This is a genomic window from Paenibacillus xylanexedens, from assembly GCF_001908275.1.
Classification (GTDB): Bacteria; Bacillota; Bacilli; order Paenibacillales; family Paenibacillaceae; genus Paenibacillus; species Paenibacillus xylanexedens_A.
Genome location: NZ_CP018620.1, coordinates 160,102 through 183,400, shown reverse-complemented (window position 1 = coordinate 183,400; position 23,299 = coordinate 160,102). Strand labels below are relative to the sequence as shown.

Genomic DNA, 23,299 nt, shown 5'->3' with positions numbered 1-23,299 from the left:
GGCTATGAGCTTTTTTAGTCGGTTTTTGAAGAGACAACAGCCGGAGGAACGTCCGCTGTTTTACGATATTGTATGCCCTTATTGTTTCAGCAAGTTTTCACCGGAAGAGGTGGTGTTCCGCGCCGCCCATCACCGCGATGATGATGAGGACTACGCACTCGGGGAAGATGCGAAGTTGAATCGGTATCGCGAAAGGTTCGGACTCGACACGGTATTTGATATGGAGGCGGTATTGGCACCCCATGATGTACCGGAGGAACACCGTATTTATTCCGATAACATCGTGATGGGGCTGAACGATCGGTATGGTGTCGTTACGCGTCGCCGGTTGTGTCCGCAATGTCATAACGAGCTACCTGTTACGGCAGGTAAAGCACCGAGCAACATCATTTCCATTATTGGTGCGTCCCAGGTGGGTAAATCCGTCTACATGACTTCATTAATTCATACATTGCAGCATTATACAGCGGATCATTTTGACGCGGCTTGCATGCCACTGAATGCGGAGATCAGCCGCCGGTTCCGTGCGGATTATGAAGAACCGTTGTTCGAACGGGGCGACCTGCTGGATTCCACGCAGAAGGAAAAGTTGCAGGAGCCGTTTATCTTCCAGTTTGTGTTCAAGGACGAAGATAAAGCGCCGCTGACACTGGTGTTCTTTGACGTTGCGGGTGAAGGTATGGTGGAGCAGGATTATCTCGGACTTCATGGGCAGCACATCAAGAACTCGGCAGGAATTCTGTTTATGGTGGACCCGCTTCAGATTCGTTCGATTCGGGACAAAATCCGCATTAACCTCGGCAATGAGCCGGGAGAGTGGACACCACGATACGATGAACCACGTGACGTGGTACTGACGATGTTTGGAGATTTTATCGCATACCAGGACAAAGCCAAAACGAATATTCCAACGGCCGTTGTGCTCACCAAAAGCGACATGCTGCATTCCCTCAAGGATGAAGAGGGGGATTATATCAAATCCAACAGTAATGTCTTCCGCAACATGGTGCACCGCGATTGGTTCGACTTAACCGAGTTCGAGAATATCGACGGGGAGATCCGGCGTTTTATCGAGAAGGTGGATCGTCCGTTCAAGGGCACGATGGATGTGTACTTCAAGGATACAGCCTATTTCGCAGTCTCTGCGCTGGGTAGCAATCCGGTGGATATGAAATTGCAGGGTGTGGTTAGTCCGATTCGCGTGGATGAACCCTTCCTGTGGCTCCTGTACAAGCTGAAGTACATTGAGGGGAGAGTGGGATGATGCGTTCTTCCGTAACCCCGCCCATTGAACAACAGCTGTATACCCGAGAGCGGCGCGGGGTGTTTCGCACAACGGAGGGGTTTGATACGGTTGCGGCATCGCCGGGACTGGACCCTTCTTTTATCAAAAAAGTGCTTCACCCCTACTGTGTCTATGACGCTCCAGCGGAGCTAACAGGCCGTAGCGAGAAGGACGAGACGAAGTTTCCGGCTTCCATTCACCTGTTTCATCTGGAGAGTGGAGAGACGATTCTTGGGCAAAATGTGTACCAGTCTGCGGATTTCACCGGGCTGCGCAGTGCCTTTTTTGCACATAATTACGTCTTGTCTCCCGAACGTTCGGAAGAACAGATGAAACAAGGCGGCTGGCTGGATGCCGTGTTCGCCACGTCCTATGACATCGAACAAGGTACAGTTCTGCCGGCGCTTGCTGAATTGCCTATATCACCTAGGAGCGGACAGGGTGGGGCGACCGATGCTGGCGTAGGATCACCAACCCAAGTGCTGAGCGCTTTGAAAATGAACGAAGTGCTGTTCAAGCGCCTGCTCTATGCGGTAATGCAGTCTGTAGCGACACGCAGAAAAGTATACATTGCTTTGGACCTTCCCGCAGAGGAAGTGACCGCAGGGGCCAAAGGATTGTTATGTTTGCTGTACACGGCTTTACCCTACGCATTCCGGCGGCAGCTGGGATTCATGACGTTTGCCAAGGAGCCACAGGCCAAGAAGGGCATTCACGTCCAGTTTGTAGAGCGAGGAACGTTACGTCCGAAAGACCGTAATACGGAGAAGGATTTCACCTTTGATCTCGTATCCGGCAGAGTGACACATGCGGATGCATCTGTGGCGAAGTTACCTTATGCGGAGTTCGCCTGGGCCTTATTACAGGAACCTGGTGCGGCGGATGCGTTCTATACGTTTGCTGATGAGATGTTGTCTGGCATGGAACCTGGGCGGGAACTTTCCATTGAAGCCTATGGCGAACTTGCGGTGTTCTATGGTCTTGAACAAGGCATGGAAGACCTCTATCTGGATAACAAAAGTCACGTCCTGAGTGGCTTGCTGACCTATTTGAAGCCGGATGGTGGATTACAGCAACGTTCCCGTCTGAACGAGCTGTTCCTGACCTTGCTCAGCAGGGAACTGGACAGCGTGAAGCGTGAGAACGTACCCGAAGAAGACGTCGCAGCTCGCATTGGCGAATATTTCAGTGTTGCCGCGCCCGTGGTGCAATCCCGGATTGTGGACTATTTCATCTACGGTGTGAATAATGCTCGCGTCCAGAAGCGTATGCGTGCTGTGCAGGAATTGTATGCGGTGCTGGATCGGGATCCGCAGCTGAATCGGGCTTTCTTTGATAAAGTGCTGGCCAATGAATCTCTTACCAAGCTGTTGTTCGAGCCTTATCTGGACAATCAGCTGAAACGCACGGAATCGGCAGCGAACGTTGTGGAAGTGATAAGAAGATGGGTTACGTCCCATCCATCTGCGATCCACTACAGCTTCTTGCAGGAGCGCACAGCCAATGAGCTGCGTGAACGGTTATGTTCTGCGCCTAATCCGGTACAGTCTGCGAATGAAGCCCTCCAGCGTGTTAACATACTGGATCGGGTATCCGCTGATATCACCTATGATACAGGCATTACGGCACGAATTGGTCAATCTGGAGCTACAGCCCGCCCTAATCGCAAAGGGGGATCTCCGTCTGCCAGTCAAGATCCGGCATATCAGGAGGAGTTAACCCGCCTTGCAGACAAGCTTGCTTATGTCATTAACCTGTTTATGATTCAGGATCTGGATCTGGAACGGGTTAACCGTGAACAGCTATTAAGCATTGATATTTTGCAGCATGGTAATGAGGTTCGGGATTGGGCTGCACGTCAGGGCTCTGATGTATCTGCTCGAACGAACATGATGCTGGCTGCGAGAGTGTGGCTTAGTGTCGAGGGGAATGAAGAAGAGGCATTGGAGGCACTTTCCCTGGCAGAACGCAATGAACTTCAACGCTGGACGCGTCGCTGGCTTGCCGGAGAGCTGCAGGCTCATCCGGGGATTGCGGCATATGAAGCTTTGCCGATGGCTTTTTATCGGGGGGGAAGCGGTAGCAATCGGTTGGATTATCCTGGGCTGATTGAATTCATCCGTACCAATGCAAGTCGTGCTGAAGGGTTGTATCCATTCTTCGAATGGTCAGGAGATCATCGAATGTTTGTCCGGGGTTCCAATGCGCATAAAGGATATGCGGATGCCATCGTGACTTATTTCAAAGCCCATGACCGTGAAGCTTTCAAGTCGAAGTCAGCGTTCAAACCGTATTACGTGAGAGCCAGCAAGACAATGAAGCCGGTCTATGACCGTGCGAAGACGGAATTGTCCTCTCCACTGGTGCGGATGCTAACGGGTAAAAGGAAAAATCTGTTCGGATTAATCCTCTTGATCCTGGTTCTGGGTATTGCTGGCGGTACATATGCATGGATGAAAGACTCTGTGGAGCCGCCAGCGGCATCCCCTCCATCTACCCAGGAGCCTGTCATACCGGCTGAACCTGAGGTGCAGCTCGCGGAGCAGATTGCTTATATGATTCCTGCGAGTGACCAGGAGGGTACGGAATTACCTGCTCAACTGGTGATCCGTTTCAGGAATGATACGGGAAGCACTGAGTTTGGGCAAGGCAAACTTCAATTGACGATGAAGGATGATAGCACTCAGGAGTTGGATACTACAGGCAAGTGGGAGAGTTTTAATCGGAATGAGGAGCCAGATAACCAAGTTCCTTCCGATAGTAGTTCAGGAAGTACTTCCGAAGGGAGCACGGATGGCTCATCAGCGGGAAACGCGGGGAACACAGAGCAGACGGAGGATGGCGATCAGCAGGCCGATCCTTCAACATCGGGTGATTCCACTTCGGATCCTGCTACCGATACAACAACGGATACAGGGACGAATGCATCGTCTAATGCTGCGAGTGGAGAGACGGATCAAGTTACGGATGCAGATCAAGCTACAGGTTCGACATCACCTGACACATCTGTGTCCAATGAAGAGGATGCAAACACTCCCGCACAGATGTCTATTGGAGAGGTAGATCGTCTCTATCCGTATGGATTGCAGATCGATCTTCCAGCGAATATGGATGCGGAGAGCATTGTCAGTGTGAAGAGTACGCAGGGCAATATGACAGTGATCCAATTGATGCCGCAGCCTAATTAAGCTGTAAATCATATTATTTGAGCGTGTTGCATAGATTCATTAAGTGTCTTTTGATCCAATAATGAAAATGCTGACTTCATACCTTATTAAACGAGCGTATGTGAGATGACCTTGAACTTGAATTTCAAGGTCATCTTTTTTTATTTGATATGGCGGATACAGCCATTGCATGAAAAAAACTCACACATTCACAATTCGGACACAAAATTTGCGATTTAAGAGTTTGAAAGACAGTCAGAAGTGATAAAGTGCGCGGAATGAATGAGAAAAGATCTCATGTGTACTTGGGAAAAGAGAGGAATTTCTGCTACAGAAAGAGCAAATAAAGCACGAAAAGAGGAGAAAATTTGGTTTTTTATGTTGACAAATGATAATGATTATCAGTATCTTTAGTGTAGAAGATATTTGCGTCGGAAATCACAGAATTACAATTTCGTTTTTGTTGTCATAGCCGGATTACATAACCGGGATAAATGAGAGAGGGATGATCGCATGTTTCGTCTGGAGACGACCAAGCTGGATATCGCTTATGAGGAAAGACTAATTGTAGAGGATCTGAATATTCAGATTCCCCAAGGAAAAATTACAGCACTTGTTGGAGCCAATGGTTCAGGGAAGTCAACCATCCTGAAAACGATGGCACGTATTATGGCTCCAAAAGCAGGTAATGTATTGCTCGACGGGAAGTCCATCCATAAACAGTCCACGCGTGAAGTTGCCAAGCAACTTGCGATTTTGCCACAGAATCCAACAGCCCCTGAAGGTCTTACCGTTACTGAACTGGTATCGTATGGTCGCTTTCCTTATCAAAAAGGATTTGGCTCCATGCGTGCGGAAGATAAACGTATGATTGAATGGGCTATTGAAGTGACAGCCATGACTGAATTCCATGATCGTCCGATTGATCAATTGTCCGGTGGACAGCGTCAACGTGCATGGATTGCCATGGCACTTGCCCAAGAAACAGATATCCTTTTCCTGGACGAGCCGACTACGTTCCTGGATATGGCTCACCAGCTCGAAGTATTGCAATTACTGGAGCAACTGAATGCCACAGCCAACCGTACTATTGTTATGGTTGTGCATGACTTGAATCATGCTTCCCGCTACGCACATCACATGATTGGTATCAAAAAAGGTAAAGCCATCGCTCATGGTTCACCTGTAGAAGTTATGAATTCGGATGTACTTCGTGAAGTATTCAACATTGAAGCAGATATCGTGATCGATCCGCGTTCCGGTGTACCGCTCTGCTTGCCTTACGCTCTTGCAGGCGAACGCCAGCAATCGAAGACGCCAGAGCAGCTGGTTATGAACAGTGCGATGGTTCATGCTGGAGGACGGACAGAACCACGTGTTCAAGCGACAGGAAGTTAATACATTGGGCCATATGTGGTCCTTACATTATAGAATGAAGCCGCTGTGCGCTATTGCACGCGGCTCTTTTGCATTCATGGGGAATTTGCAACTCATGGGAGTAAAGGGGACGGGTAGACCCGGGATTTGGTAATCACATCGGATCAGGTCTATAATAATAAGACAGGCTGTGGGTCCATTGGTTATGCCAACGTGCTCGCAACAGCCCAAACCAACATATGTCATGGGAGGAATCAGTCATGTCCGTATATTCATATCAGGCGGTAACCACCGCGAACCAAGAAGTCTCACTGGATCTGTATCAAGGTAAAGTATTGGTCATTGCCAATACAGCCAGCAAGTGTGGGCTGACCCCGCAATACGGTGAATTGCAAAAGCTTTATGATCGTTATCGTGATCAAGGCTTGGTTGTACTGGGTTTCCCTTGTAACCAGTTTGGAGGGCAGGAGCCAGGTACAAGTGAGGAAGCGGAATCATTTTGCCAGATTAACTATGGTGTGAATTTCCCGGTGTTTGCCAAGGTAGATGTGAATGGTGAGGACACTCATCCTCTATTCCAATACCTGAAGGAGCAACAACCTGGCGTAGGTGAAACAAGCGACATCCAATGGAACTTCACCAAGTTCCTTGTTAACCGCGAAGGTGAAGTGGTAGGTCGTGTTGAACCGAAAGAATCTCCGGAGACAATGATTGCAGATATCGAGAAATTGCTCGGTTAATACATGAACGTTTGAGAAGCCTGTCCTTGCATGTGCAAGGATAGGCTTCTTTGATTATTTTATATACGCAGATTTATTCTCTTCACAGGTAGGAGTTGGCTCCATGAGATCAACCCTGTAATGAAAAGTGAAGCCATTTAATTTTTGTAAAAGTCAAACAAGAATGCAGAAGACGCCTCTAACTTTATACGTCCATACTGTGTCCATACAGGGAACGCGGAAGCCTTTGCATAGCATAAATCGACCCGAATCCGGGGACAATGAAATCAATACAATGAAGGGAAGAAAGGCTTAAATACAGGGAAATGACCTCCTTCGACAAACTTTTTTTGCTCAACCTATTGCAATGTGAAAAATATCACATTATAATGAGTGTATAAAGTGAAATAAATCACATACACAATTTCGAACAAGAAGTGAAATGTTTCACAACCATAACAACCTTATATTCAAACTCATTTATATATTTCGAGGAGGAACTTTTAATGAAAATCGCAGTTATCGGATGTACACACGCAGGGACCGCAGCCATCGTAAATACCGCCAAATTGTACCCGGATGCTACCATCACGGTGTATGAGCGCAATGACAATATCTCCTTCCTATCTTGTGGCATTGCGCTCTACGTAGGTGGGGTTGTGAAAGACCCTGACGGTTTGTTCTATTCTTCGCCTAATCAATTGGCAGAGCTTGGTGTTGAGACCAAGATGCTTCATGAAGTTACAGCAGTCGATGCCAAGGGTCATACCCTTCAGGCTAAAAACCTGCAAACCGGGGAAGAATTTGAAGATACGTTTGACAAACTGATCGTGACAACGGGTTCATGGCCTGTCGTTCCGAAGCTTGAAGGCATTGAGATGGACAACATTTTACTTTGCAAAAACTACAATCACTCCAACACGATTATTGAAAAAGCCAAAGATGCCAAACGTGTTACTGTTGTAGGTGCAGGGTATATCGGCGTTGAACTGGTGGAAGCCTTCCAAATGAACGGCAAGGAAGTTACCCTGATCGACAGTGTGGACCGAATTTTGAACAAATACCTGGATCCTGAGTTCACGGATGCGATTGAAGATACGTTGACTGGACGCGGCATTAAGCTGGCTCTTGGTCAAACGGTACAGAAGTTTACTGGTGAAAATGGCAAAGTGACTAAAGTGATCACGTCCAAAGGGGAGTTTGAAACCGATCTGGTTATTCTGTGCATTGGTTTCCGTCCAAATACTGAACTGCTCAAAGGTCAAGTGGATATGCTGCCAAACGGCGCAATCATCGTGGATAAATATATGCAAACGAGTCAAAAAGACGTCTTCGCTGCGGGTGACAGCTGTGCTATTCATTACAACCCAACAGGCAAAGCATCTTACATTCCACTGGCAACCAACGCCGTGCGGATGGGTACACTTGTAGCCCGTAACCTGGTTCGTCCTACGACACCGTATATGGGTACGCAGGGAACATCGGGTATCAAAATTTATGAGCAAAATATCGCGGGTACCGGGATGACTGAGATGTCTGCTGCTGACGAAGGCCTGATTGTTGAATCCGTGGTACTGGAAGACAGCTATCGTCCGGAGTTCATGCCAACGGCTGAGAAACTGTTGCTCAAAGTAGTATATGAGCAGGCTACTCGTCGAATCGTCGGAGCACAGGTGATGTCTCAGGTTGATCTGACTCAATCGATTAATACGATCTCGGTCTGCATCCAAAATAACATGACCGTAGATGAGCTGGCCTTCATCGACTTCTTCTTCCAACCACATTACAACAAACCATGGAACTTCCTGAACACGGCTGGTCTGCAAGCACTGCCTCCAATAGAAGTAAAAGCACCAGCAATGGTGTAATGAAGCAGAATAGATGGTTGAACAGAGAGCATGATATATAACAGGTCAAGAGAATGGATTACGAATCAAAAAAGATGATAATAAAGACGTGAAGAAGACTGGCGAATATATCGTCAGTCTTCTTCTTTTGTGTGTGGACTGTTGCTGTGCGTATTGCAGCTAGAGTAACTAAATAATATGAAAGTGTACATACCGCATAAGTTGGCAAAATAAATAAGATCGGCCCACTCTTATGAAGTGGGCCGATCTTCGAGCTAGCTCATAAATTTTAGATTAAATCGGATTTGCTCAATAGACGCTGAATCAAAGTCGCTACTTCTGCACGCGTAACATTGGCTTTTGCTGCAAGGGTACCATCACTACGTCCGCTGATGAGGCCTGCCTTGGCTGTCAGTGCAATGTTATCCTTCGCCCAGTTGCCGATATTAGCGCTATCCTTAAATGCGGAGAGAATCTCGTTAGCATCCAGATTAGCGTACTGGTCTGCAAGACCTGTCAACTTCATCGCTCTCGTGATTAATGTCATGGCCTGTTCCCGTGTAATTGTGTCATTTGGACGGAACGTACCATCCTCGAAACCGTTAATCAATTTGTAGGAAGCCGCAGTCTGAACTGCACTGGAATACCAATCCTTCGTAGTGACATCCCGGAATGGTTGTGGACCTTCACCCAGTTTGAGACCCAATCCACGTACGAGGATGGCTGCAAACTCAGCCCGTGTAATCGCTTTGTCTGGATTGAAGGTGGTATCGTTGACACCCTGAATGACCATCCGGGAACCCATATCGTTCACCGCATCTTTTGCCCAGTGTTTCTCCACATCCGCAAATGTCAGCGGGTTCCATACAATTCCGTACGTGCTGTTTGTCAAACTGTTAATCTCTGCATAAAATGTCCCTTGCTCCAAAACAACCTTGGTTGGTACATGTCGTACTGTACCGTCGGGCTCTATGACAATCCCGGTTGTGATTTTATTCGGATCGATATCGGCAGACAATGCAATTCTGCGTTCAACGTATGCGTTGAACTTCGTGATTTCAGTTGTTTGGCCGTTGTATTCACCAGATACGGTGAAATCAACAGGTGAAGCTATCAGTGTAAAATCACCTTGAGCTGCTGCATTCACTGCAACCTGATTCATGTTATCCGAAGAATTGGATATCGTAATACGAACCACGATATCTTCCAGTTTAAGATCGTTACCGAGACTTTTTGCAACAGCATCAATGTTAATCTCTGAAGCGGGGAGCGTATAACTCGCCTGATCTGTCTGGAGAACAAGCGTTGCCGACAGACGTTCCATACTTTTCACCGACTGACCGTTTAACTCGCCAATGATGACATTGGAGGATGATTTGACCGGAATGGTGACGATCGCCCGAGGGCCTTCAGCATCCAGCTTCGCCTGCAACCTCGCCGGATCCACGATTAGTACCGTGGTTTTAACACCACTTGCTTCCGTTGTTTTCATCTTCCCTGCATTTTCAGTTTTGCCGTTGACGATTATGATGACATCTTCGTTGCTTGCATTGTTAGTACTGTTGTTACCGTTATTTGTGTTCGGATTCGTGGTGCTGCTTCCCCCAGAAGGTGGAGAGACGACGGGAACATCAGGATTATAGGTCCCTGGTGCAGGCTCATTCGTTACTACAGATGAAGTCCATCCGAATTTTACAATCTTGCCTTCGACATCCACCTCAGCAATAGCGATTTTATCTCCGTTTGCTGCGTTGATTAAACCATTGTTCGGCCAGTTTTCGTAGCCTGTAGCTACATCACCAATAGATGGAATGTTGATATTTCCGTTACCTAAATTTTTGTAAACGAAGCGGTGTCCGTTAACCTGAATTGCAGGGGTTACTGTAATGAGTGTTTTGCCGTTATTTGTTGACCCGCTAGGGTCAACAGCGACCACGATCAGGTCAGTTGCAAGATTCGCTGTGAACTGAAGTGTTTTCTCCATTCCGGCTGGAACTGAACCACTCGCTGCCACACGCACCTTAACTGTATGTTCACCGCTGAGGTCAGGGGCGTTACTTCCGTTAAACAAGATATAGGCTCCATTGTCGATTTGATATTCCATGCAAGTGTCCAAACCGATAATGGTGTTGTTCTGGTCATCCGCAGTGACATTCGGTGCAACAGGGATCGATGCACTGGAACCTACAGTTACTGGTGTTTCTGATGATGCAAACGTAGAGGAGGTTGCTTTGGTACGCACATAATACGTACTTGGCTCCAATCCTGTAACGGTTGTGTTAGCGATAGCTGTCCATGAGCCGTTGATGTCTTTTTTGTATTCCATCTGATCGGTTACATTCGTAAGGGTTCCATCATGAGCACCGCTAAATGTTTCATCGGTCTTGCCGATGTCTGTTGGAGCCGCAGGACGCGATGGAATCAACAATGTTTGAGCTGAGCTATCCGTTGTTGTGATGCCGTTACCTGTTTTCACAATGGACAACGTAGTTCCGATCCAACCGTTGTCTATGGTGATATATCCTGAACCATCTGTAATAACGTTCGCTCCGTTGATAGAGTATGCTGTATTAGGCACAAGCCCAGTCAATTGCTCTTCCACATAATTAATTACAGCGGCTGGTGTTGCTTCTGGTGTTGCAGATGCCGAATCAATGGTCACTGGTGTTTCCAGTGATGCAAACGCAGCAGAGGTTGCTTTGGTACGCACATAATAACGATCTGGTGAGAGATCCGTAATTGTAGTGTTATCAATAGCTGTCCATGAGCCATTGACGTCTTTTTTGTACTCCATCTGATCTGTGACATTGGTGATCGTTCCATCACTCGCTCCATCAAAGGTTTCATCGGTCTTGTCGATTCCCGATGGAGTCGCAGGACGCGATGGAATGATCAATGTTTGAGCGGAACTATCCGTTGTTGTGATGCCGTTACCTGTTTTCACAATGGACAACGTAGTTCCGATCCAACCGTTGTCTATGGTGATATATCCTGAACCATCTGTAATAACGTTCGCTCCGTTGATAGAGTATGCTGTATTAGGCACAAGCCCAGTCAATTGCTCTTCCACATAATTAATTACAGCGGCTGGTGTTGCTTCTGGTGTTGCAGATGCCGAATCAATGGTCACCGGCGTTTCCAGTGATGCAAATGAAGAGGAGGTTGCTTTGGTACGCACATAATACGTACTTGGCTCCAATCCTGTAACAGTTGTGTTAGCGATAGTTGTCCATGCGCCGTTGATGTCTTTTTTGTATTCCATCTGATCTGTGACATTGGTAATCGTTCCATCCTGAGCGCCAATGGATGTTTCATCGGTCTTGCCAATGCCAGTTGGAGTTGCAGGACGAGATGGGATGACCAATGTTTGAGCTGAACTATCTGTAGTTGTTGTGCCGTTGCCTGTTTTCACGATAGACAACGTAGTTCCGATCCAACTGTTGTCGATAGCGATATGCCCTGAACCATCCGCGGAAGCATTCACTCCATTGATAGAATATGCAGCATTAGGAATAAATCCTGTCAATTGCTCATCTACATAGCCGATTTCAGCGGCTGGTGTCGATTCAGGTGTAGCTGTACGGTTCACCGTTACTGCATAATATTTCACAGTTGTGTTATCGGCCGCCGTCACCTTAATGTATGCAGTGGTACCTCCACCTGCGGTGAGCGGGATCGTTGAGTTGCCTGTAACTGCACCTGTGGTATAGTCACTGTTGCTGAATAACTCAATCTTGGCTTGATTGTCTGCAAGTACAAGATTGGCAAGTCCCAGTGTTGAGGTCGTGTCAGATACGTTAACTGTCCAGCTAACAGCTGTTCCAGATGTTGTTCCATCTCCGCCTCCTGGAGCACTGTCAGTCTGTCCAAGTACATTGGTTAGACCCGCGTTGTTGCTGCTCGGTGCAGCATCTCCGAGTACAATCCGTGCGTTGTCATTACCTGCAATATAGAACTTTCCGTCATGATAATAAACGGTGTTTAGCCCCTCGCCGCTTATACCTAATGTGTTCTCATCGTAAGAGGTCCAGTTTACTAGGTCAGAAGAAGAATACATCATGTACTTAAAGGTAGTTCCTTCTAAAATCCCTGTAGCTACATAGATGCCATCACCGTATGCAATTGATTTTAAGTAAACTGAATTGACATTATCAAGATTAGTTTTGGTCCAGTTCGTGCTGGCGTTCAGGACACCAGTCGTTTCCAGCACAATAGGTAACGAATAATCATCGGAGCCAACAATCACATATTTTCCATTCACATAGGTAATATCGTTTATCATGTAATAATTATTGAAAATCTCATTATCTGAGTCGATTATTTGATTCCAGTTCAATCCGTTCGTATCCGACTTCCAAATTACTCCGTAACCTGTAGCGATATATTCACCGTTTACATACTTCACATTATATATATCCCTGTCTGGCAGTTCGATATTTGTGCCCTTTGTCCAAGATAATCCGTCAATGGAGTTGAGCGTATCACCTGTATCAGTTACTGCAACAAAACCTCCACTTGCACCATAGGTCAGCGCTACCACTTTACCTGTTACACCTGCGGGAAGATCACTGAGTGTCCAATATTCACCATCGGTGGATACCCCGATTTTTTTACCCATGGCAACAAAAGTGTTATTCCCGTAAGCGACTTTGGAAAAGGCCTCCTTGGGCAGTAACTGGCTGGTTGTATTTAAATGCTCCCAGTCACTCGCGGAATGCAGTATAATGCTATCGGTTGCACTTGAGCCGGAAACGCCTACAATTACCCATGTGTTGCCATTGTAAGCTACACTCTGCAGATTAGCTGCGATCTTTTCCCATTCGGATTTGTCGGCAGTAACAACAAGGCTATTCGGAGCGGAGGTGACAAGGACCATACCCGTTCCATTTGAAGCTACAGATTGGATGGTCATATTGGTTACTGTAGGCTCCGAAGTCCAATTGACGCCGTTATCCGTGGATGAGTCCAGTTTACCTGCCTGGCCGAAACGATAAAGTGTCGCGCCATCTTGCAGTATGCCGAATATACCGTTATAGGAGGCGTCGGCTGTAAACGTTATTCCGTCACTACTGGAGTAGCCATTTGTTTGGCTTTCAAGCATGTGAAGCCTACCATTGTAGACAGCGAACTCTCCCAAACCATAGTTGCCTATGAACCCGTTCGTCCAGCTTGTCCCGTTACTGGAGTAAGCATATCCGCCTAACACGTTACCACCAACAACATATCTGCCAGAGATATAGGCCATGTCCGTCAAATTAAAGGAGGTGCTTATTGTGGTATTTGTCGGCCAAATTCTAGGCAGGGTACTCCATAATGTCCATGTCATCCCATCCGAGGATGAATAGATAATACCGATATCATCATTACGGTTAGTCGTAGGATGTTTACCGCCAACGGCATAAAACTGGTCGTTGATATAAACTACCTTTTGTAAAGTATTTCCGTCAATTACAGATGATTTATCAACCCATGTCTCGCCATCAGACGATACAATCAATCTGGCTTTCAGACGGGTATTGTTTTCCGTTCCAACTGCAACATATATATTGTTTTCATAAACGAGGCTATTCCAAGTTGTTTTTTCGTTAGACACGCCAATATTGACTACAGTCCAATTTAATCCATCTGTAGATTGTACAATGCGTCCCTTTCCACCCACTGCGGTATACTTCCCGTTAGCATAAACGACGTTTACCAGATTACGATCGACGTTGTTATTAAACGCGGATAAAATGTTCACATTTCCGTTAGTGGAAGCATGAGCTTGGGGAAGAAGGACATTGGGGAGAACCAGAGTGAATATCAAAGCATACATCATAACTGTTCTCCAGCGTAAAGATTGTTTGAACATGTTTAAACCTCCTAGTGTCCGTAGATTTGCTATGAAATGACCTACAGAACATCATTTTGATGACGTACACAACATGGAACTGTTCCTGACCCAAATCCATCCCTGCCCAACAGATGTACATTCAATATGTGTGCCTATTATACAAATTGATTCTGAACAATTTCTGAACAATTTCCTTCATATATATAAGTCTTCATACCAGTCGCATTTAAACGAAAATAACGCCTCTTAAATGCATCTTTATAATCAACATTGTGATAATTTGCACAAAGTTTCATGCAGTACCGAGATACAATTAGGATATGGTATTCAACGCATAACTAATGAATTTCAGATGGTTTTATCCAATGATAAACAATGAAGGAGAGGATGAATGATATGGCAGCAAAAACACCTCTTGAGGTTGCACAATATACGGCGCAAACAGGCATGAAGAAGGCTCAATATCCGGTGTCTTCTGTACTGGTGCTCAGTTTTCTGGCAGGGGCTTTTATTGCGCTGGGTTTTCTACTGGATATTCGGGTGATTGCATCTGCTCCTGCTGAGTGGGGAAGTCTGGTTAATCTGATTGGTGCAGCAGTGTTCCCGGTGGGACTAATCTTGGTGCTCATCGGTGGTGGCGAGTTGCTGACAGGTAACATGATGGCAGTTCCACTCGCGACGATTGCTCGAAAGTTATCCGTAGGTAACATGTTGAAAAATCTAACCTTAGTGACGATTGGTAACTTTGTTGGAGCTTTGTTTGTCGCATACGCGTTTGGACATGTGCTTGGTCTGACTGGAGAGGGTGTATATCTGTCTAAAGTGGTGGATATGGCTGGGCACAAGCTGCATGACGGCTTCCTGCAGGCTTTTATCTCCGGCATTGGCTGTAACTGGCTGGTCGCGCTGGCCGTGTGGCTATCTTATGCATCGGATACGATGAGTGGCAAGGTACTGGGTATTTGGTTCCCAACGATGGCGTTTGTGGCTATTGGATTCCAGCACGTTGTAGCCAATATGTTTCTCATCCCGGCGGCAATCTTTGAAGGACATTATTCGTGGGGTCAATATGTGATGAATTTCATTCCGGTATGGCTCGGGAATCTGACTGGTGGTGCTCTGTTTGTAGCTGCAGCCTATTGGGTGGTGTACCTGCGCCAAGCTGAGCCAAAAGTGAAGCCGGAGATAGCAACGTCGATCGAAGCTGTGGAGACAGAGGCTAGAGTGATGTTGAGCAAACAAGCATAGCGGGCACAGCGTAGCATGTGTGCACGTATTATAGAAGAGAAGACGATTCTGATCTTGCTCGGTTCATGGTGAATATGCTGTGATGGAGCAGGGCGGGATCGTTTTTTTGTATGAGGTCCTTGTTGGAGTTTAACGCAAAATAAATTCGCCATGACAAGGTTCGGGGGAACGAAACCTGTTCATGGCGAATTTCGGGAGTGGTCCATGATATGGCATGAGGAGGAAGTGGGGAAACACTAGCCTAATGCCTTATTTTTAATTTACCCCTGAATTCTGAAGTTGAATCAAACTCAAAAACATTTTTTGAAAATAATTTAAAGCCGCCATAGCGGCGAATATGAAGCAAAAAACATACTGTTCTCTTTACGCGATAACCTCGAAGAAGATATGATATAGGGATAGCTTTTATAGAGGGGAGCCTTACGATGATCGATCAGGAGAATGGTGTATTTGCGGCGGTGTGCCCGCTCGACTGTCCGGACACTTGTGGTCTGTTATTACATAAAGAGAACGGCAAAATTGTGAAGGTGGCAGGCAATCCGGATCATCCCATAACCAAGGGTGCCATTTGTAATAAAGTCAGAAATATGACCGAGCGGGTGTATCACCCCGAGCGTCTACAATTTCCGATGAAACGTGTAGGAGCCAAAGGCGAAGGCAAGTTCGAACGAATCAGTTGGGATGAAGCGATTCGCGAGATTACGACCAAATTCACTGCATTGTCCGAAACCTACGGCCCGGAGAGCATCCTGCCCTACAGCTTTTACGGTAACATGGGTATTCTCGGCGTAGACGGCATGGATCGGCGTTTCTTCAATGCGCTTGGTGCGAGTGTACTGGAGCAGACAATCTGTAACTCTGCTGGAAATACCGGCTGGAAATATACGATGGGCGCCAACCGGGGAACGGTGCCGGAAGATACGGAGCATGCGGATCTCATCCTGGTATGGGGTGGCAATATCGTCAGTACCAATATGCATCAGGTCGTTTTGGCGGAGAAAGCCCGTAAAAAAGGCGCCAAGATCGTCGTCATCGACGTTCATCGCAATCGTACCGCACAGTGGGGCGACTGGTTTATTCCGCTGTATCCGGGCACGGACAGTGCACTGGCGCTAGGATTAATGCATGTGCTGTTCGAACGGGGACTAACGGATGAAGCGTTTATGCAAAAGTATACGGTAGGTCATGAGGCACTACGTGATCATGTCCGCAGTTACACCCCTGAACGTGTTGCACGCATTACGGGCGTGCCGGAGGAAACCATTGTGGAGCTGGCCGAACTATATGGCAACGCACAGGCAGCCCATATTCACATCGGCAATGGTCTCCAGCACCATGATAATGGGGGGATGAACGTGCGTAGCGTTGCATGTCTGCCTGCCATTACAGGGCAATGGCTGAAGCAAGGCGGCGGTGCCGTTCGCACCAACAGCTACGCGAGCACGAATAGCGATGCGCTGGAACGTCCGGAGCTGCGGCAGAATCCAGAGCCGCGAGTAGTGAACATGAACCGGATTGGTGAAGTATTGCTGGAAGCAGAGCAGCCGATCCGGGCGATGATGGTTTACTGCAGCAATCCACTGGTGGTGGCACCGGATACCGAGCGGGTGGAGCGAGGTTTTGCACGGGAAGATTTATTCACGGTTGTGCATGATCTGTTCATGACGGATACCGCGAAATATGCAGATATCGTATTGCCAGCCACATCTTCATTTGAAGCGACGGACCTGTACGCCTCTTATTGGCATCAGTACGTTCATCTGCAAGAGCCGGTAATTGCACCGATCGGGGAGAGCAAGAGCAATGTGGAACTGTTCTCACTGCTTGGGCAGGCTATGGGGTACGATCCTGCAATCTTCGGAGAAACACCGGAACAGATGATTGAGGACGCACTTCAGGGCACAGGCAACCCCTACATGAATGGAGTCACGTTGGAGGGACTGAAGGAACATCGATTCCTGAAGCTGGATATGACGCCACATGCTGCATATCTGGATCAGCTGCCCACACCTTCAGGCAAAATCGAATTGTATTCCGAGACGATGGAACAGCGAGGGCTTCCGCCGCTCCCTACCTATAGTGCTCTGGTTGAAGGATACGATGGGGAGCATCCGGCTGGACCTGCCGATACGTATCCATTGATGTTCCTGTCGCCGCCAAACCATAATTTCCTGAACTCCACCTTTGGCAATTCAGCCAAACATCAACGTTTGGAAAAGATGCCTTTATTGCAGATACACCCCGAGGATGCCATCCGTAGAAACGTGGAGGATGGCGATGCAGTGGTCGTATGGAATGAACGCGGGCGCATCGAACTTACTGCCAAGGTGAGTGAAGCCATGTTGCCGGGAACCGTCATCAGCCAAGGCTTATGGTGGGATGGTGACGGCAAGAAGCAGCGGGCGAATTCACTGACGTCCAATCGGTTGTCGGACATGGGGAACGGGGCCACCTTCTTCTCGGCCACTGTTGAAGTGAAGCGTCAATGAGTGTGCTTGCAGCATGATTTTTTTGAGGTAAGATGAACAAAGGCTAGAATTTGAGCAGGATTATAGTGCAATAGATGTAACACTTCATAAAACCTTCGCTCTGGCTGGTTATGGTTATGCCGTCAGGGCAAAGGTCTATTTTTTATGGCTATTTGTATGTGCAGAGGTACTAAGGAGAATGAATTAACGATGATGAGATGGCTGGATAACTATCCAAAAGAAGTGAGAATATTTTTATTAGCAAGTCTGGTTAACGCAACAGGCAGTGCCTTGATGTGGCCGCTGACCACCATGTATGTGTTTGATGAACTTGGACGAACGATGGCAAATGCGGGTTTTGTGATCCTCATTCAGTCCCTGGGTGGCATCTTTGGACAATTGCTTGGAGGTTCATTGTACCATCGGGTGGGCGTGAAGAAGCTGATCATTGGTTCACTGGCGCTTAATGCGTTAGGTTTGTTTGCGTTGCCGTGGATTAGCGCGTATTGGGTCGTATTTATATGTGCGATGGGCTGGATTGGTCTGTTTAGTTCATTGTCGCTGCCAGCGATTCAGGCCTTTATTGGCTTCCGGTTTGCGGAGCGACGCGGTGAATTATTCAATATTATCTATGTGGCGAACAATATCGGGGTAGCGATTGGTACGGCGCTGAGTGGTTTTCTGGCTGACTTTTCCTATCATCTCAGCTTTGTACTGAACGGAGTGACCTCAGCCGGGTTTGCAATTTTCTTCTGGTATTATCTGTCACGGGTTGAACCGGATCAGGGGGAAGTACATCTGACCAAACGGAAAACCGTCCCCGATGGGCCGGGCGTCTGGGCATTGCTGGGTAATACCCGATTATATCTGTTCATGAGCTTGGGCGTGCTCTTCCTGTTATTTGGAAACTCCATCTGGAACACAGGTGTGTCCCCGTATATCATCTCTGAGGGTATGGAAAAAAGAATGTATGGTCTGCTCTGGACCCTGAACGGGGTGCTGATCTTTGTAGGCCAACCTTTTACCAGCTGGGTGAAACGGACCATGGCCCGTACCTCCACGGCTCAGATGACGGCGAGTGCAGTATTCTATGGCATGGCCTACATTGTGATGATTACCATGTACAGCTATCCGGGCATGGTGCTAGCAATGGTACTTGCGACGTTTGGAGAGATGTTGATCTCCCCTGCAACACCTGCGTTTATCTCGGAGCATGCGGGCAGGGCGGCGCCTTTTTACATCGGGATATCGGGTGGGATCGGTGCGGTTGGACGGGTTATCGGCCCCTATGCGATGGGGGTCATGTATGACAAACAGGGACTTATTCCGGTAGCGTGGCTGGCAACAGGCACAGCGGCGATTGCGGTACTTGGTTTTGTACTGCATGCGGTGTTGAACCGCAATCGTGAAGTGAAGGAGTATGGAATGGATACGTAATGTTGTACCGGAATTACTCCGTCCGTACCCATACCCTGATGATATTGTAAAATGAAGTGAGGGGCTAACCTTCACCCCAGTAGCGGGGTGAGGGTTGTTTTGTCTTTACAGAGACTAACTCCAATAGCTTGCCAGCGAATGATTTTCCCGATGAGATGAGCCAGGAATGTTCAGAAATCAGACTTGTTAGAGTGCATTCCCATGTCAATCAACGACCTCCCCTCTATTTGTGCATAATGCCCATATAATAGAATGGAACTGGTTAAAGGCAGGAGGATGCATACGATGTACAAGGTTTTGCTGGTTGATGATGAATTTATGATCTCGGACGGGATCTCCAGTGTGGTGAACTGGTCCCGATTAGGAACAGAACTGATCGGCATTGCTCAAGATGGATTGGAAGCGCTTGCTTTAATCGAGCGGCAACGCCCGGATATCATCATCTCGGACATCCGCATGCCGGGAATGGATGGGTTACAGCTGGTTGAAGCTGTGGCAGAGAAGTATCAGCATATCTCGTTTATCATGCTCACGGGTTTTACGGAGTTTGAATATGCGAAGACCGCCATGCAGTATGGGGTGAAGCACTATTTGCTCAAGCCCTGCAGTGAAGAGCATCTTGTACAGGCTATTAGTGAATTGGTCAGTGAGAAGCGGGAGTTGACCGATCAGGAGCGTTTTGTGCAGTCGATCCAATATAACCTGGAGCGTGTACTGCCGCATGCCAAGGAATACTTTCTGAAAGAGCTAGTCACGAACAGAACATACGGGGTCAAGGAATGGAAGTATTTCGAGGAATTATTCGATGTACAGTTTCAGGATCAACGTGTGCGGTTGCTGCTGGTAGAGATTGAGGGGGATCATGAGTATTTGCACTTGTTCGCGGTGAAGAACATTGCTGAGGATATTTTTCACAATCCCATCTTAAGTGCCACGGTTGGAAGGCATGTGCTACTAATCATGGAGGACAAATTGTCTGAAACGCAGTTGTTCCATAATATCGATGAGATTCGCGCCACATTTACCCGATATTACCATGATGATCTCACCATTGCGCTGAGCGAGCCAGGAGACCTTTCGCAGGCACGCCATTTGTACATACAGACGCTGGTGTATCTCAATTACCGCTTTTACCTCGGTGAGGGCAGTCTTATTATGGAGCGGGATATTTACTCTCCCGGAGAACGCATTCTTCCTGAATTCGAATACGATCCGGAGCGGATGGTTACTGCAATCAAGGCGGGACACTGGCAGGAAGTGGGATCAGCGCTGAACCGGATGTTTCAGATGCTTGCCAGCTTGCGATACGATATATCCCAAACGAAGTCCTATCTTATTCAGATGTTTATGGAGATGATTCGACTCAGTGGCTCTGCCGAGATGAAAAGGTATATGGACCAGTTGCCAGGCATGATTGAATCCAGCACCCTGCATTCTTTTCAACAGTTTCTGTTTGCTGTCGCTAAGGAAATCACCTTGCGCCGCTATGATCAACATCGCTCCAGACAATCGCAGATGGTAGGTAGTGTGAAAAAGCTGGTAGAGAAGCGCTACAGGGACGAGACACTGACACTCCAGTCCATCGCCGGGGAAATATACATGAATCCAGACTACATCGGCAAAATGTTCAAAAAAGAAACCGGTGAGAAATTTACGAACTATGTGTTAAGCTACCGCATCCGTAAAGCGTTGGAGCTTCTGGAGCAGGACGGGAACTATACCGTATCCTCTCTTGCCGAACAGACAGGATTTGGCGCCAACTGGCCGTATTTCAGCAAAATGTTCAAAAAATACACGGGATTCTCCCCTTCCGAGTATAAAAAAGTACCCTAGGACAGCGTCGCTGTGGCTTTTACATAGCTAATCTTTATATCCGATCTACATCTAATCTGTGATCGGGCCCTGTATGCCATTCATCGGCAGCAGGGTCTTTTTTTGTCGGACGGAACTCGGTTTTGAACATCCATTTATCGGAAATGAGCATGGGAAGAAAAGTCGCTCGCTTCTATCATTAGAAGTGTCATGTTAGTGAATGAACATCGAGAGTGGAGGTTGAGTGGATGGAGCTGAATCGAAGCCGGGGGATCGAACCTGGGCGTTTGAAGCCAGCTGGCAAATGGAGTTCGGTGAAAAAGGAACTTGTCCGCAACAGATACGTTTATCTGATGCTCGTTCCTGTGGTAGCCTACTATCTGATTTTCAGCTATGGGCCAATGTACGGGCTACTGATGGCATTTCAGGAATCCTACAACCCGATTAAAGGAATCTTGGCAGGCGAATGGGTCGGATTTGACAACTTCACCATGTTTTTTGAAAGTTATTATTTCTGGCGACTGATTAAGAACACACTGATTTTGAGTTTTTACAGTATTGTGTTTGGTTTCCCGGCTCCGATTCTACTAGCACTGCTGCTGAATGAAGTCCGGAAGAAGTGGTTCAGAGGTGCAGTACAGACCATCAGTTATATGCCGCATTTTATTTCGGTTGTCGTTGTGGTTGGAATGTTGAAAACGTTCTCATCTCTGGACGGTGGGTTATTTAACGTCATTCGTGACTTTTTTGATCTGCAGCCAATTATGTTTTTGGCGGAAAAGGATATGTTCCGTCCGATGTACATCCTTTCCAACATATGGCAGGGCGCAGGCTGGGCCTCGATTATCTTTTTGGCAGCACTAAGTGGTATTGATCCTCAGTTGTATGAAGCTTCCAAAATTGACGGCGCAGGCCGCTGGAGACAGCTGTTACATATTACACTGCCGGGCATCATGCCAACGATTGTGATCATGTTAATTCTGCGTATGGGGGCGGTCATGAACGCGGATTTTCAGAAAATATTGCTGATGCAAACGGCACCGACCTATGAGACATCGGATGTCATATCCACCTTTGTTTATCGATCCGGTATTTTGGAGGGGAACTATACGTATTCAACCGCCATCGGACTATTTAACGGCGTCATTAATTTCGCGCTGCTCATTATCGCAAATGCGATCAGCAGAAAGCTTAACTCAACCAGTCTATGGTAATCGGAAGGTGAAGCGATGAAACAATCTATAGGGGAACGACTTTTTGATGTATTTAATTCACTGCTGCTCTTGTTGATCATGGTTTTATGCTTGTACCCGATGCTGTACGTGTTCAATTCTTCAATCAGCGACCCGGACCAGATGTTGCGTTCCCGTTCACTGATGCTCATTCCTGAAGGTTTTCAGCTGGGAGCGTACAAGTCGGTATTTCAGGATACTCGCATCTATACGGGCTACATGAACACCTTGTTCTATGTTGTGGTGGGTACTGCCATCAATCTGCTCATGACTTCGCTGGCAGCCTATGGGTTATCACGTGGTGATCTGATGGGCAGAAAAACGCTGATGAAATTAATTACGTTCACGATGTTCTTCGGCGGGGGCATGATTCCGACGTTTCTGCTGATTCAGAATCTGGGCATGGTGGATACCCGTTTTGCGCTTATTATTCCGGGTGCCATCAGCACATTCTATTTCCTTATTATGAAAACAAACTTTGAGGGCATTCCGATCAGTCTGATCGAATCTGCGAAGCTTGATGGTGCCAATGACTTTCTGATTTTGTTCCGAATTGTACTGCCTTTGTCAAAGCCAATCCTGGCGGTCATGATGCTGTATTATGCGGTTGACCATTGGAATGATTATGTCGGACCGATGCTCTATCTACGCAGTCAGGAGTTATATCCGATCCAGATTATTATGCGTGATATTCTGATCAGCAGCAGTACAGAGGCCATGGGCGCTGGCGCCGATACCGGCTTTGCCATTGGGGAGAACATCAAATATGCAACCATCATTATCTCCACGCTGCCGATTATGCTAGTATATCCGTTCATCCAACGTTATTTTGTTCAGGGCGCTCTAATCGGTGCTGTGAAACAATAAAAAATGT

The 23,299-nt window shown here is 47.2% G+C and carries 12 protein-coding genes; 11 read left to right on the top strand and 1 reads right to left on the bottom strand.

Annotation, left to right across the window (positions count from 1 at the left end; translation table 11 throughout):
- Positions 1–4 precede the first annotated feature (4 nt).
- The 5 genes from BS614_RS00660 (at position 5) to BS614_RS00640 (ending at position 8,416) form a co-directional block, all read left to right on the top strand.
- Positions 5–1,264 carry a TRAFAC clade GTPase domain-containing protein gene (locus BS614_RS00660; protein ID WP_024632789.1) on the top strand — a complete coding sequence of 420 codons (1,260 nt, stop codon included), beginning with the start codon at positions 5–7 and terminating at the stop codon, positions 1,262–1,264.
- Complete coding sequence (locus BS614_RS00655; RefSeq protein ID WP_157115997.1) at positions 1,261–4,473, top strand: GAP1-N2 domain-containing protein; 3,213 nt, start codon at positions 1,261–1,263, stop codon at positions 4,471–4,473. The genes BS614_RS00660 and BS614_RS00655 overlap by 4 nt, the downstream gene beginning before the upstream one ends.
- A 492-nt stretch (positions 4,474–4,965) precedes the next feature.
- Entirely contained in the window at positions 4,966–5,850 is an 885-nt protein-coding gene (locus tag BS614_RS00650; RefSeq protein WP_036667819.1) for an ABC transporter ATP-binding protein, read from the top strand.
- Between the two features lie 239 nt (positions 5,851–6,089).
- Entirely contained in the window at positions 6,090–6,569 is a 480-nt protein-coding gene (locus BS614_RS00645; RefSeq protein WP_047840764.1) for a glutathione peroxidase, read from the top strand.
- 485 nt (positions 6,570–7,054) lie between these two features.
- On the top strand, positions 7,055–8,416 hold the full coding sequence (locus BS614_RS00640) for an FAD-dependent oxidoreductase (protein WP_074092585.1): 1,362 nt from the start codon (positions 7,055–7,057) through the stop codon (positions 8,414–8,416).
- 268 nt (positions 8,417–8,684) lie between these two features.
- On the opposite strand, the gene BS614_RS00635 is transcribed toward BS614_RS00640, so the two are convergent.
- Complete coding sequence (locus BS614_RS00635) at positions 8,685–14,246, bottom strand: S-layer homology domain-containing protein (protein ID WP_074092584.1); 5,562 nt, start codon at positions 14,244–14,246, stop codon at positions 8,685–8,687.
- 378 nt (positions 14,247–14,624) lie between these two features.
- Here BS614_RS00635 and BS614_RS00630 point away from each other — a divergent pair, with 378 nt between their 5' ends.
- From BS614_RS00630 to BS614_RS00605, 6 genes are all read left to right on the top strand, one after another.
- A complete protein-coding gene (locus tag BS614_RS00630) occupies positions 14,625–15,476 on the top strand; it encodes a formate/nitrite transporter family protein (RefSeq protein WP_074092583.1) in 852 nt (283 codons plus the stop codon).
- A gap of 425 nt (positions 15,477–15,901) precedes the next feature.
- Positions 15,902–17,965, top strand: coding sequence for a molybdopterin-containing oxidoreductase family protein (locus BS614_RS00625; protein ID WP_157115996.1), 2,064 nt, complete (start codon positions 15,902–15,904; stop codon positions 17,963–17,965).
- Positions 17,966–18,157: 192 nt separating this feature from the next.
- Positions 18,158–19,381, top strand: a complete 1,224-nt coding sequence (locus BS614_RS00620) for an MFS transporter (RefSeq protein ID WP_036667966.1) — start codon at positions 18,158–18,160, stop codon at positions 19,379–19,381.
- A gap of 285 nt (positions 19,382–19,666) precedes the next feature.
- On the top strand, positions 19,667–21,214 hold the full coding sequence (locus BS614_RS00615; RefSeq protein ID WP_074092581.1) for a response regulator: 1,548 nt from the start codon (positions 19,667–19,669) through the stop codon (positions 21,212–21,214).
- A 332-nt stretch (positions 21,215–21,546) separates the two neighbouring features.
- On the top strand, positions 21,547–22,407 hold the full coding sequence (locus BS614_RS00610) for an ABC transporter permease (protein WP_235193717.1): 861 nt from the start codon (positions 21,547–21,549) through the stop codon (positions 22,405–22,407).
- Positions 22,408–22,422: 15 nt separating this feature from the next.
- Positions 22,423–23,292, top strand: coding sequence for a carbohydrate ABC transporter permease (locus tag BS614_RS00605; RefSeq protein WP_074092580.1), 870 nt, complete (start codon positions 22,423–22,425; stop codon positions 23,290–23,292).
- Positions 23,293–23,299 lie beyond the last annotated feature (7 nt).